The sequence below is a fragment of the Mongoliitalea lutea genome (assembly GCF_014652135.1).
In the GTDB taxonomy this organism is placed as follows: domain Bacteria; phylum Bacteroidota; class Bacteroidia; order Cytophagales; family Cyclobacteriaceae; genus Mongoliitalea; species Mongoliitalea lutea.
Genome location: NZ_BMYF01000005.1, coordinates 188,004 through 201,529, shown reverse-complemented (window position 1 = coordinate 201,529; position 13,526 = coordinate 188,004). Strand labels below are relative to the sequence as shown.

11 protein-coding genes are annotated in these 13,526 nt (G+C 41.1%); 9 read left to right on the top strand and 2 right to left on the bottom strand.

The window, feature by feature from the left end; genetic code table 11:
* The first annotated feature begins 138 nt into the window (after window positions 1–138).
* Genes IE080_RS05815 through IE080_RS05805 form a run of 3 tightly spaced genes read left to right on the top strand, consistent with a single transcriptional unit; the run spans window position 139 to window position 2,605 of the window.
* On the top strand, window positions 139–978 hold the full coding sequence (locus IE080_RS05815) for a transketolase (RefSeq protein WP_189579516.1): 840 nt from the start codon (window positions 139–141) through the stop codon (window positions 976–978).
* 12 nt (window positions 979–990) lie between these two features.
* Window positions 991–1,950: a transketolase family protein gene (locus IE080_RS05810; protein ID WP_189579515.1), complete on the top strand. Its 960-nt coding sequence runs from the start codon at window positions 991–993 to the stop codon at window positions 1,948–1,950.
* Window positions 1,943–2,605: an HAD family hydrolase gene (locus IE080_RS05805; RefSeq protein ID WP_189579514.1), complete on the top strand. Its 663-nt coding sequence runs from the start codon at window positions 1,943–1,945 to the stop codon at window positions 2,603–2,605. The genes IE080_RS05810 and IE080_RS05805 overlap by 8 nt, the downstream gene beginning before the upstream one ends.
* Before the next feature lie 96 nt (window positions 2,606–2,701).
* Here IE080_RS05805 and araA read toward each other — a convergent pair whose 3' ends face one another.
* Both araA and IE080_RS05795 read right to left on the bottom strand, forming a co-directional pair.
* Window positions 2,702–4,201 (bottom strand): L-arabinose isomerase, encoded by a 1,500-nt coding sequence (gene araA, locus IE080_RS05800; RefSeq protein WP_189579513.1) that lies wholly within the window; start codon window positions 4,199–4,201, stop codon window positions 2,702–2,704.
* 35 nt (window positions 4,202–4,236) lie between these two features.
* Window positions 4,237–4,947, bottom strand: coding sequence for an NUDIX hydrolase (locus tag IE080_RS05795; RefSeq protein WP_189579512.1), 711 nt, complete (start codon window positions 4,945–4,947; stop codon window positions 4,237–4,239).
* Between the two features lie 496 nt (window positions 4,948–5,443).
* Between IE080_RS05795 and IE080_RS05790 the strand changes: the two genes are divergently transcribed.
* The 6 genes from IE080_RS05790 to IE080_RS05765 all read left to right on the top strand — a co-directional run bounded on the left by IE080_RS05790 (window position 5,444) and on the right by IE080_RS05765 (window position 13,444).
* Complete coding sequence (locus IE080_RS05790; protein WP_189579511.1) at window positions 5,444–7,786, top strand: glycoside hydrolase family 127 protein; 2,343 nt, start codon at window positions 5,444–5,446, stop codon at window positions 7,784–7,786.
* A 28-nt stretch (window positions 7,787–7,814) separates the two neighbouring features.
* Window positions 7,815–9,368: an alpha-N-arabinofuranosidase gene (locus IE080_RS05785; protein ID WP_189579510.1), complete on the top strand. Its 1,554-nt coding sequence runs from the start codon at window positions 7,815–7,817 to the stop codon at window positions 9,366–9,368.
* Window positions 9,369–9,376: 8 nt separating this feature from the next.
* Window positions 9,377–11,041, top strand: a complete 1,665-nt coding sequence (locus tag IE080_RS05780; RefSeq protein WP_189579509.1) for a ribulokinase — start codon at window positions 9,377–9,379, stop codon at window positions 11,039–11,041.
* 136 nt (window positions 11,042–11,177) lie between these two features.
* On the top strand, window positions 11,178–11,522 hold the full coding sequence (locus IE080_RS05775) for a four helix bundle protein (RefSeq protein WP_189579508.1): 345 nt from the start codon (window positions 11,178–11,180) through the stop codon (window positions 11,520–11,522).
* A gap of 61 nt (window positions 11,523–11,583) precedes the next feature.
* Window positions 11,584–12,282, top strand: a complete 699-nt coding sequence (locus tag IE080_RS05770; RefSeq protein ID WP_189579507.1) for an L-ribulose-5-phosphate 4-epimerase — start codon at window positions 11,584–11,586, stop codon at window positions 12,280–12,282.
* Window positions 12,283–12,295: 13 nt separating this feature from the next.
* Window positions 12,296–13,444, top strand: a complete 1,149-nt coding sequence (locus IE080_RS05765) for an aldose epimerase family protein (RefSeq protein ID WP_189579545.1) — start codon at window positions 12,296–12,298, stop codon at window positions 13,442–13,444.
* Window positions 13,445–13,526: the final 82 nt, after the last annotated feature.

The window sequence follows — 13,526 nt, the reverse complement described above, 5'->3', positions numbered from 1 at the left end:
CTTCTTTAAAGGTGGCTTGTACACATGCTCATGTGTTTTTTGATTAAAAATGAAATCGGTTGCAAAAATTTATAATAATAAGTGTGTTTTTCACACTTTGTATCTATCTTTAACACACAAACCTATTAAACATATTGTATGAATAGTAATCAATTGAAAGAAATTGCGACTCAAGTGAGGCGTGATATTCTGCGAATGGTGCATCAGTGCCAATCTGGTCACCCCGGAGCATCCTTGGGTTGCGCCGACTTTTTTGTAGCACTTTATTTCTGGAAACTTAAGCACGATCCTCAGTTTTCTATGAAAGGGAATGGGGAAGATTTATTTTTCCTTTCCAATGGGCATATTTCACCTGTTTGGTACAGTGTCTTGGCACGTGCCGGGTATTTTGATGTAAGCGAATTAGCGACTTTTAGAAAACTAGACTCACGTTTACAAGGACACCCGACTACCCATGAAGGTTTACCAGGTGTGCGAATTGCCTCTGGCTCTCTTGGTCAGGGGATTTCGGTGGCTATTGGTGCCGCTTTAGGAAAAAAGCTGGATCAAGATCCTCAAAAAGTAATCGTATTGACAGGAGATGGGGAGTTGCAGGAAGGCCAAAACTGGGAAGCTGCTATGTTTGCTGCACACCATAAGGTGGATAATCTCATTGCTTTTGTAGATTACAACGGACAGCAGATCGATGGGCCAACAAAGGAGGTCATGGATAACGGAGACTTGGCAGCCAAGTTCACAGCTTTCGGCTGGGAGGTACTTTCGGCCGAAGGTAATGATATGGACCAACTATGTGAGGATATCAATGCTGCTTTTGAAGCTTCTGGAAAAGGGAAGCCTGTGGTTGTTTTATTACATACAGAAATGGGCTTTGGGGTAGACTTTATGGTAGGTACGCACAAATGGCATGGAATAGCCCCAAATGATGAGCAGTTGGAAAAAGCACTCGCTCAATTACCTTCAACGCTTCAGGATTATTAAACTAAGAAACCGATGATTTTAGAATATACAGAAAAAAAAGATACTCGCTCCGGATTTGGTGCCGGGCTTTCACAGTTGGGAGAAACACATCCAGATGTTGTGGCATTGTGTGCCGATTTGATTGGTTCACTCAAAATGGGTGATTTTCAGAAGAAATATCCGGAAAGATTTTTCCAAGTCGGTATTGCCGAAGCCAATATGATGGGAATTGCCGCAGGTTTGACCATCAGCGGTAAAATCCCATTTACAGGTACTTTTGCTAATTTCAGTACGGGTAGGGTATATGACCAAATCCGTCAGTCCATCGCCTATTCTCATAAAAATGTAAAAATCTGTGCTTCCCATGCAGGTCTTACCTTGGGGGAGGATGGTGCAACACATCAGATTTTGGAAGATTTGGGTATGATGAAAATGCTTCCGGGGATGACTGTTATCAATCCTTGCGATTACAATCAAACCAAAGCAGCTACCTTAGCTATTGCAGATCATTATGGACCGGTTTACCTGAGATTTGGAAGACCCGTGATTCCGGTTTTTACACCTGCTGATCAGGTTTTTGAAATTGGGAAAGCTTGGAAAATCAAAGAGGGTAAAGATGTGACTATTTTTGCTACAGGTCACTTGGTTTGGGAGGCCGTATTGGCAGAAGAAATCCTGAAAGCTCAAGGAATTGATGCGGAAATTATCAATATTCACACCATCAAACCACTCGATGAGGAGGCTGTATTGGCATCTATCCAGAAAACAGGCTGTGTCGTGACTGCTGAAGAACATAATCGCCTAGGTGGGCTTGGGGATAGTATCGCTCAGGTTATTGTTTCCAAACAGTTGGTGCCACAAGAGTATGTGGCTGTCAATGATAGCTTTGGAGAAAGCGGCAAGCCTGAAGATTTGATGAAAAAATATGGATTGGATGCCTTGACCATTGTCGAGAAGGTGAAAAAAGTCATCCAAAGAAAAAATTATGAATAAATCATTTGATGCAATTTTATTTGATCTGAACGGAACCATCATCGATGATATGGCCTACCATGCTAAGGCTTGGCATGAACTTTTGGTCCAAGATCTCAATGTAGCTATAACGATTGAGCGGGTTTGGTTGGAGATGTATGGGAAAAACAGTGAACTATTTGCCCGCGTGTTAGGTCCAGACGCCTTGACTGAGGAAGAAATGCATCATTGGTCCATTGAAAAAGAAAAACGGTATCAAGCAGTTTACAAAGATATCATTGCTCCAATTGAGGGTTTTCAGTCATTTATGGATTTACTTCAAGCGAAAAATTATAAAATAGCCTTGGGTACAGCAGCGATTCCTTTCAATGTGGATTTCTCATTGGATGCATTAGGGATTCGTTCCTGCTTTGATGCGATCGTTCATGCCGATGATGTGGTTTTAAGCAAGCCCAATCCTGAAGTCTTCTTGAAATGTGCTTCCGCAGTAAGTGTAGTGCCAGAGAAATGTGTCGTATTTGAAGATTCGCCGAAAGGAGTAGAAGCAGCCAGAAATGCGGGAATGCAGGCAGTAGCCCTTACGACCATGCATCCTGAAAAAGATTTCGCCTATTTAGATAATATTCTCTTTTTCATCCAAGATTACAGAGATGAACGCTTAGGTATTTTCAAGTGATGGTTGGAAAAACTGCTCTTCATTGAACGATTGATTACTAAACAAAAAAAGCAGAACGGGATACTCGTTCTGCTTTTTTTGTTCGTTTTGTATCGTTTACATGCCTAACTTATAAAAAGCATCACTCCACTTAATTTCCTGTTGAAGTTGCTTCAAAGAAGTGCCTTGTCCAATGGTGATATTTTCAATCCCTGCAATTTTAGCAAAGTCATCTAAATGCTCGGTAGTCAAGGACAAGCTCAAGCAAGTATGATGTGCACCACCTGCATATATCCATCCCGCACAACCTGTTTGCATATCCGGAAGGGGTTTCCATAAAATCCGTGCAACAGGGAGCTTAGGTAGTTTTTCTGTGACAGGTACTGCTTCCACCTCATTGACTACCAGTCGAAAGCGATTACCCATGTCTACCAAGGAGGCATTCACAGCGTATCCTGATTTTCCATTGAAGACCAAGCGAACAGGGTCTTCTTTTCCTCCGATTCCCAATGGATGTACTTCGCAACTTGGTTTATCTGCGGCTAAAACAGGGTCTACTTCCAGCATGTGAGCCCCAAGTACCATAGGGTTTGCAGGATCAAAATGGTAGGTGTAGTCTTCCATAAATGCACTGCCGCCTTTAAGTCCTGTTCCCATGACTTTCATAGCGCGAACCAAGGCTGTTGTTTTCCAATCTCCTTCCCCTGCATAACCATATCCTTCTGCCATTAGTCGCTGAGTTGCAATTCCTGGGAGCTGCTTCATGCCGTGCAAGTCTTCGAAGGTGTTGGTGAAGCCTTTGAAGCCACCTTCTTTCAAAAAGTTACGTAAACCGACTTCGATTTGAGCAGCATCTATTAAGGAAGATCGGCGGTTACCTGTGGATTTGAGCTCATCCGCCAGCGTGTAGGAACCCTCGTATTCATCAATCAAAGCTTGAACTTCCTGATCGCTGGCGGCTTGGATATAAGCTACCAAATCTCCAACAGGAAAGGTATTGACAGCGAATCCAAATTGTAATTCAGCTTCGACTTTGTCCCCTTCCGTGACGGCAACATTTCTCATATTGTCACCAAAACGGGCAAATTTAGCTCCTTGCCAATCCGCCCAAGCAGCAGCAGCCCTCGCCCAAGAGTCGATTTGGCGATGAACATCAGCGGATTGCCAGTGGCCTACCACCACCTTGCGTTCGATTTTCATTCTGGAAACCATAAACCCAAACTCTCGATCGCCGTGCGCACTCTGATTGAGGTTCATGAAGTCCATATCAATACTTCCCCATGGAATATCCCGATTAAATTGTGTATGCAAGTGCAGCAATGGTTTTTGCAAAATTTTTAATCCATTGATCCACATCTTGGCAGGGGAGAAGGTATGCATCCAGGTAATTACTCCAATACAAGCGGTTGACTGATTGGCTGCTTGGCAAATCTGATAGATCTCCTCGGTGGTTTTGACCGTTGGCTTGAAAATTACCTTAAGAGCAATGTCTTTTGAATTGTTAAGTTCCTGAGCGATCAATTGGGAGTGTTCTGCTACTTGTTGGAGTGTTTCTTCTCCATATAAATGTTGGCTTCCTGTAAGGAACCAAAGTTCGAATTGGTTAAAATCTTTCATTAAAATAGGTTTGGAGGTTTATTTTTTGGTTGATATTATTCAGCAGCCAGAGATATGTCACTTTTTGAAACAATAGGCAGGATATTGCTTAGGTTTCTTGTGTAGAAGTCCTCATTTAAGGAATAGTAATAAGCGCCTTTTTTGGAGCTGGATTTGTCCTTATCATTTTCCTTATGAAGGAGATTGGAAGAAAGGAGTTTGCGGGTAAAATTTCGCTTATCCAGTTTGATGTCATACAATCCCTCGTACATGGTCTGTAGCTGAGGAAGCGTGAATTTTTCTGGAAGTAATTCAAATAGAATGGGATGAAGTGCTGCTTTGTAGCGCAGTTGCTGTAAAGCAAGTTCAACCATGTCGCCATGATCGAAAATCAGCTTTGGGATTTCTCTTATAGAAAACCATTTGGCGTGAAAATCATTATTGATCTGCTTACTGTATTTTTCAATATCAATCAGTGAAACATAGGGTACAGCAATCACGCGCTCAATCGGATCTCTTAAAGGTTGGCTAAATGCAGACATTTGATCCATATATACATCATGGAGTCCTGTCAATTGATTCAAGATACGTTTGGCTGCTTCATCCAAGGTTTCATCCATCTGAACAAACCCTCCCATCAAGCTCCATTTTTCCTTTTCAGGCGCAAATCCTCGTTGGATAAGCAAAATTTTATAATCTGTTCCATCGAATCCAAAGATGATACAATCCACCGCAACGAGCATTCTTGTTTGATTCGAGTATTTCATGCAGGTATTTTTTTGGAAAAATAAGATAAAATCATTTTAAATCCAATTTATACACTTAATAAGAGCAATGGTATAGGTTTTTAGTGTCCAATAGATCAGTTTCTTAGTATGTGATGCTGTTTAAGGGTATAACATGTGTAAAAAATACACGTGATTATGATTGATTTTTAAGTATTGATTATCAGTGCTTAATGATTTTTTGTCCTTGTATTTGTTCATTAAACTTTGTATTGAGTTTGATTAGTGTAAAAAAAACATTTAAAAATTTGCTATTTTATTTTTTTTGCTTCAAATTCGAAAAAGTAATACGCTCATAGGATTTAACGATTGAGTGAATGAAATGTATTTTGGGTTAGTTGTTATTGGAAATTAAAGCAGGCGGGTTGAAAGATACCTGACTTGCTTTACTTTCTTTTTCAAAGGAATATTTTCTCACAAACCTATAAACCAATTCAAGTAAGGCAGCACTGCCTTACTTGAATTTTGAAAAGCCTTCATGAGTTTCAAAGCTTGTCTTCATATAATCGGATTCTTTTTGTTAGCTGTGTTGAGTGTTCAAGCACAGTCTTCCGCCGTGGAGTTTTTTCGTTTAGACCAAATCATGTTGCTAGAGAGTCCTTTTAAGCAAGCGATGGATGTCAACAAGCGGTATATCCTGGAAATGGATGTTGATAGACTTTTGGCTCCGTATATGAAAGAGGCTGGTATCCCTTGGTCGGCTGAAAATTACGGAAACTGGGAAAGTGGAGGACTGGATGGGCATATAGGAGGTCATTACCTGTCTGCCTTGGCCATGACCTATGCGTCAACTGGGGATCCGGATATCGAAAGTCGGTTGGATTATATGTTAGCGCAACTGAGGGTTGCTCAACAAGCGAGTGGTTCAGGTTATCTAAGCGGTGTACCGGGAGGGAAGAAAATCTGGGAAGAGCTTAGAAATGGACAAATTAAAGCAGCAAGTTTCTCCCTTAACGATCGTTGGGTTCCTCTGTATAATATTCATAAGGTTTTTGCGGGATTAAGGGATGCTTACCAAATCGCCGGTAAAGAACAAGCCAAACCCATGTTGATTGAGCTTACGGACTGGTTTATGGAACTCACTTCAAACTTTACAGAGGAACAGTTTCAAGAAATATTGATCAGTGAGCATGGTGGATTGAATGAGATTTTTGCTGATGTGTATGAATTGACATCTGATGAACGCTATTTGAATTTGGCCAAACAAATGTCTCACCAAACATTGCTAAATCCTTTGTTAGCTAGGGAAGATAGACTTACTGGTATGCATGCCAATACGCAAATTCCCAAGGTCATCGGGTTTCAGCAAATAGCTTTACTTTCAGGAGATGAAGAAATGGGGCATGCATCCAAGTATTTTTGGGATATAGTGGTCAATCAACGATCTGTATCCATCGGAGGTAATAGCGTACGGGAGCATTTCCATCCCGCCAATGATTTTTCATCCATGATTGCCTCCGAGGAAGGTCCGGAGACTTGTAATTCTTACAATATGCTGCGACTTTCAGAGAAACTATTCAAAAAATCTCCACAGGCCAGCTATTTTGACTATTACGAGCGTACGCTTTTCAATCATATTCTCTCAAGCCAACATCCCGAGCAAGGCGGTTTTGTTTACTTTACCTCTATGCGCCCCAATCATTACAGGGTATACTCCCAACCTCATGAAAATTTTTGGTGCTGTGTAGGTTCAGGTCTAGAAAACCATGCCAAATATGGTCAAGCAATCTATGCGTTGAGCAAAAATGATTTATACATCAACCTATTTATAGCCTCGAAACTTGATTGGGAGGAAAAGGGAATCAAATTAATTCAACAAACAAATTTTCCTTATCAAGAAGGCACTTCTATCAGCTTTGCCCATGAGGGAACTGTAGAAGCTAATCTTCGCCTGAGATATCCAAATTGGGTGCGGCCTGGTAAATTAAAAGTTTTTGTTAATCAGGAAGAAATAGAGGTCTTGAGAGATAATGAAGGGTATGTGCTGATTCAAGGACTTTGGTCGAAAAATGATCAAATTGAAGTTGAATTCCCAATGGAGGTGCGAAAGGAAAATCTTCCAGATGGTTCACCTTGGGTTTCTTTCCTGTATGGCCCAATCGTCTTGGGTGCTAAAACCAGCCAAGAAGGCCTCCAAGGCTTAATTGCAGATGGAAGTAGGATGGGACATGTGGCAAGTGGACCTATGACACCGCTTGAATTGACTCCTGTTTTGAAGCGAGCGCAAGAGACCTTGCCAATAAAATCCTCGGATAACTTAACTTTTGAGTTAAAAGCGGAAGACTTATTGACCTCAGCAGCATCTATTGAATTGGTTCCATTTTTTTCCATTCACGATAGCAGATATCAAGTCTACTGGCCGGAAATTGACTCCAAGGATTATCAAGAATTCAGAAAGGAGCTCCAATCCAAGGATGAACTGATTCGAAAATTGGAAGCTATCACGGTTGATAAAATTTCCTTAGGGGAGCAGCAACCGGAATCAGAACACGCTTTCAAAGGTGAACAGACACTAACAGGTCAGCAGGACGGTCTCTTTTGGAGAAGTACCCGCTCTTTTATCCAATATGAGTTGAAAAATATGAATGCTGAAGGAAAGGTGTTGAGGATAATGCTCTTCAAACCGGAAAGTAGTGAAGCTTACAAGCTTTTCCTCAATGGATCCTTAGTCGAGACCAAGCCTCGGCAAATTGATGCTGGACAGATGATTGTTCATGAGTTTGATTTGGAAAAACCACTTGAAGAGGTCTTGGAAATCAACATTCAAAGTATTGATGGGAAACAAACGCCAAAGATCCATCACATTCGATTGATGAAATAAATTAATAATAAGAATAAACCCAATGAACATGCGTATCATCTCTAGATTTCAGTTTTTAGCTTTTGTGCTGGCTCTTTGCTTATTTCCATTGGTGCTTGTTGGACAAAATAAATTGATTGTCAACACTGACCAAGGTCATATTACTATCAATAGACATATCTATGGACATTTTGCAGAACACTTGGGTAGAAATATCTATGGAGGGATTTGGGTAGGGCCGAATTCATCTATACCCAATGAAGATGGGTATCGCTTAGATGTGATGCAAGCCTTGATTGATTTGGAAATCCCAAATCTGCGTTGGCCGGGAGGTTGCTTTGCGGATGAATACCATTGGACTGATGGTATTGGAGATCCAGCTCAGCGACCAAAAATGGTTAATACCCACTGGGGTGGAGTAACGGAAGATAATTCATTTGGGACGCATGAGTTTTTAAACTTTGCCAAAAGGATTGGCACGGAACCCTACATCACAGGTAATGTAGGTTCTGGTTCCGTGGAGGAAATGTCCAAATGGATAGAATACATTAATTTTGATGGAGTAAGCCCTATGGCTGATCTGCGCAGAAGAAATGGGCAAGAAGAACCTTGGAATATCAAATATTGGGGTGTTGGGAATGAAAGCTGGGGCTGTGGAGGTCATATGACCCCTGAGTATTATGCCAATGAGTATAGAAGATATGCCACTTTTGCCAGAGATTACCCAGGAAGCAAATTATACAAAATAGCAGGTGGTGCCAACGATTGGGATTTGAACTGGACGGAAGTGTTGATGAAAAACATTCCCTTGAATATGATGGATGGTCTCTCCCTTCATTACTACACCGTAACAGGTACTTGGGAGAACAAGGGTAAGGCTACTGAATTCACCAAAGAAGAGTATTTGGAAACCTTGAGAAAGGCTGCTAGGGTGGATGAATTGATTACCAAGCATAGCACCATCATGGACATGTACGATCCAGAGAAAAAAGTAGGAATCATTCTTGACGAGTGGGGCACTTGGTTTCAAGTCGAGCCCGGTACCAATCCAGGATTTTTATATCAACAAAACACCATGCGTGATGCCCATGTAGCGGCTATATCTCTGAATATTTTCAACAAGCATGCGGAGCGGGTGCATATGGCTAATTTGGCCCAAACCGTCAATGTATTGCAAGCCATTATTTTGACCTCGGAAGATGATATGATTTTGACACCAACGTATCATGTTTTTGATTTGTATAAACCTCACAAAGACGCAACCTTAGTGCCTCATCATTTGGTGACCGAGAACGTTGCTTTTGGACAGGAACAATTGGAAGCATTACATGTATCTTCCTCCAAATCTTCTGATGGTACGGTCAATATCAGCATTGCAAACATTCATCCGGATAAGAATCTGCCACTTGAAATTGATTTGAGAGGCATGCAAGCCAAAGGAGCGACAGCAGAAATAGTTACTGCTCCCTCGGTAGATTCCTATAATTCTTTCACTAGCAAAGAGGTGGTAAAGAAAAGTAGTTTCAAGGATTTTAAGCTCAAGAGCAATCAGTTGAATTTATCTGTTCCGGCGAATTCAGTTTTAATGATTCGTGTAAAGTAATTCAAAATATGAACAATCAATTTGTTATAGGATTAGATTATGGTTCTGACTCGGTAAGGGCAGTATTGGTAAATGTTGAAACTGGAGTTACAGTAGCCAGTAATGTTTTTTGGTATCCTAGATGGAAGCAAGGATTATACTGTGATCCAGTAAAAAACCAGTTTAGACAACATCCATTGGACCATTTGGAGGGGTTACAAACTACCATCACGGCAGTTTTAAAAGAGTCAGGAATAGATCCAAAATCAGTAAAAGCTATCTGTGTTGACACTACGGGTTCTTCTCCTATGGCTGTCAATGAAAAGGGCCAATCTTTGGCCATGACGCCTGAATTTGCCGAAAATCCTCATGCCATGATGATCCTATGGAAAGACCATACAGGAATTGGAGAAGCAGATGAAATCAATCGAGTGGCAAGAACTTGGGAGGGAATCGATTACACCCAATTTGAAGGAGGGATTTATTCTTCAGAATGGTTTTGGGCTAAAATCCTTCGAACGATCAGAGTGGATGAATCTGTCAAAAATGCTGCATATTCCTGGATGGAGCATTGTGATTTTATTACAGCTCAACTGATTGGATGTCAAAATCCATTGGAACTCAAAAGAAGCAGATGTGCAGCAGGACACAAGGCTATGTGGCATGAATCCTGGGGAGGCTTACCTTCTAAAGAGTTTTTACAACTATTTGACCCTTATTTAGCTGACTTGAGAGACCGTCTCTACGAGCAGACCTATACTTCGGACACTGTTGCAGGGAATCTTAGTGAGGATTGGGCAGAAATCCTTGGTTTGTCTACCTCAGTGGTTGTGGCTGTTGGGACTTTTGATGCCCATGCAGGGGCTGTAGGTGCTGAGATTTCTGAAAATACCCTGATGAAAGTGATGGGGACATCCACTTGTGATATCATGGTGGCCAATAAAGCAAGTTTGGGGGAAAAGTTAATCCCAGGGATTTGTGGCCAAGTGGATGGGTCAGTCATACCAGGGACGATAGGATTGGAAGCAGGGCAATCTGCTTTTGGTGATGTATTGGCATGGTTTAAAAAACTACTGTTGGAGCCCAGTATAGAGCTCATTCAAAAAAGCAGTGCCATTTCAGACCATGAAAAGGCTGCTTTGATCCAAGAGTTGGATGATCAGTTGTTGGTTAAGCTTTCTGAACAAGCATTGCAAATTCCTGTGGAGGAATCAACCATTGTTGCCCTGGATTGGATTAATGGAAGAAGAACACCCGATGCCAATCAGGCATTGAAGGGTGCTTTAAGAAATTTGAGTATGGGTTCGGATGCTGCAAGGATATTCAAATCATTGGTAGAGTCCATTTGCTTTGGTTCCAAAAGTATCGTAGAGCGATTCAGACAGGAAGGAGTAGCGATTGATGCAGTAATCGGGTTGGGGGGAGTAGCAAAAAAATCACCCCTAGTCATGCAAACATTGGCAGATGTATTGAATATGCCAATCAAAGTTGCTACCTCCGAGCAGGCCCCTGCCTTAGGTGCAGCCATGTATGCAGCCGTAGCAGCAGGCATATATTCCAATACACAAGAAGCCATCCAAGCCATGGGTTCAGGCTTCGACAACATTTACTATCCTATCCCTGAGCATGTGGAAGTCTATGAAAGACTGTATCAGGAGTATGTATCTTTTGGGAAATTTGTTGAAAAAGGATGAAGGCAGAGGGATGAAGGATGAAGGAAGTAGGCAGAAGGATGAAGGGAGAAGCTAAGATTAGTAATTAATAAACGACACCTTAGTCGATTAAAATCGGATACTGTGTTTTAATGTCCATAATTTTCTACAAAAAATTATGGAAAAAGATTTAAAAAGGAGAACAAAAAGATTTGCATTGGACATCTTGAATTTGGTAGAGCGATTACCAAATACATTATCCGCAAAAGTTATTGCAAATCAGCTAGTAAGAAGTGGAACCTCTGTAGCTGCAAATTATCGAGCGGCAACACGAGGTAGAAGTAATAAAGAGTTTATAGCAAAATTAGGAATAGTCATTGAAGAAGCTGATGAGAGCGAATTATGGTTAGAGTTAATTCATGAAAAAGGGTGGTACAACGTAGAAAGTCTTCTTAAGGAGGTTTCAGAACTTATTTCGATTTTTGTGTCAATCGTAAAAAAAGTCAAAAGTAACCCAGATTAGACGATTTACTGGAAATTCATCCTTCATCCCTCATCCTTCATCCTTTAAACCAAAGACGATTATGTACGATAACATAAAACTCGCTTGCTACGAAGCCAACATGCAACTACCCCAACTCGATTTGGTGGTGTATACGTTTGGAAATGTGAGTGCAGTGGATAGAGAAAATGGTGTATTTGCCATCAAGCCTAGTGGGGTTCCTTATGAGCAATTGACCGTAGATGATATGGTGGTTGTAGACTTTGAAGCTAAGGTAGTGGAAGGTAAAATGCGCCCCTCCTCTGATACCAAAACCCATGCTTTTTTGTACAAGCATTGGGAAACAATTGGGGGGATATGTCATACGCACTCTACCTATGCTGTGGCTTGGGCACAGGCACTGATGGATATTCCGAATTTTGGTACGACTCATGCAGACCACTTGACGGCTGATATCCCATGCGCTCCTCCCATGGCAGATCACCTTATTGAAGGAGATTATGAATACAACACTGGGCAGCAAATTTTAGACTGTTTTGTGGATAAAAACCTTAGTCCTGCTGAAGTGGAGATGATTTTGGTTGGAAGTCATGGCCCATTTGCTTGGGGAAAGGACGCAGCCAAAGCTGTTTACAACAGCAAGGTATTGGAGGAAATCGCCAAAATGGCCTACTTAACACTACAAATCAATCCTCAGGCTAAGCGCTTAAAAGATGCCTTGGTGAAAAAGCATTATGAGCGCAAGCATGGGACAAATGCTTACTATGGTCAAGGATGCTGAAAAATTAACAACTATGAATAAGAAAAATTATTTCTACGCACTTATGCTGGCTGGAATTTCATACCTCACGATTGGGGGATGTTCGGCTCCTAAAAATGAAGAAGAAAAAATGGAATCAAAGACGATCAATTTTGAAGTAAAGATTAAGGAAGTTCCTGTAGGAGAGAATACTGCCAAGGTATTTCATTTAGATAATGGCAATGGTATGCAGGTTGAAATTTCCAGTTTTGGGGGAGTCATTTCCAAATTGAGTGTACCAGATAAAGATGGCAAAAGCGAAAATATTGTGTTGGGTTATGATCAAATTGCAGATTATGATACCAACGATTATTATTTCGGTTCGGCAATCGGTCGATTTGGAAATAGAATTGCCGAGGGAAAGTTTGAATTAGATGGACAATCCTATCAATTGGCAACAAACGATGGAGATAATCACTTGCACGGTGGGCTGTTAGGTTTTAACAGGGTCTTCTGGGATGCGGAATATCAAGAAGGTGATGAATCTATGATTGTAAAAATGACTTATACAAGCCCTGACGGAGAAGAAGGATATCCTGGAAATCTCACCACAACTTTAACTTTTGAATTGACAACCGATAACAAATTACTATTGGAGTTTACTTCCGAAACAGATAAGCCAACAATTGTCAACCTTACCCATCATGGGTATTTCAATTTGAGTGGGATGACAGAGGATATATTGGGTCATCAATTGAAACTCTATGCTCCAAAGTATACGCCAGTAGATGAAAACCTAATCCCAACAGGTGAATTGAAAGCTGTTGCAGGAACACCCTTTGATTTCAGCACTCCACGATTGATAGGTGAAAGAATTGCACAAGTACCGGGTGGATATGATCATAATTATGTGGTAAAAGAGTCTCATTCTTCAGAGTTGGTAAAAATGGCAACCTTGGAGCATGCAGGTAGTGGACGAGTGATGGAAGTCTATGCAGATTCACCTGCCGTACAGTTTTATTCCGGGAATTTTCTAGATGGGAAAGTCACTGTCAATGGAGTAACTTATAGCCAATACATGGGCTTGTGTTTGGAGCCTCAAACATTCCCTAACGCTCCCAATGAACCAAGTTTCCCTACTTCTCGCTTAAATCCAGGGGAGACATACAATCACAAAATTCAGTATCATTTTTCTGTAAAATGAAAAACGTAAGATGAAGTCTGACAAAGAAGTCAAAAGTTTAACAGGGGTAAGGATGGACATTTCGTTCATCCTTATTTTTTTG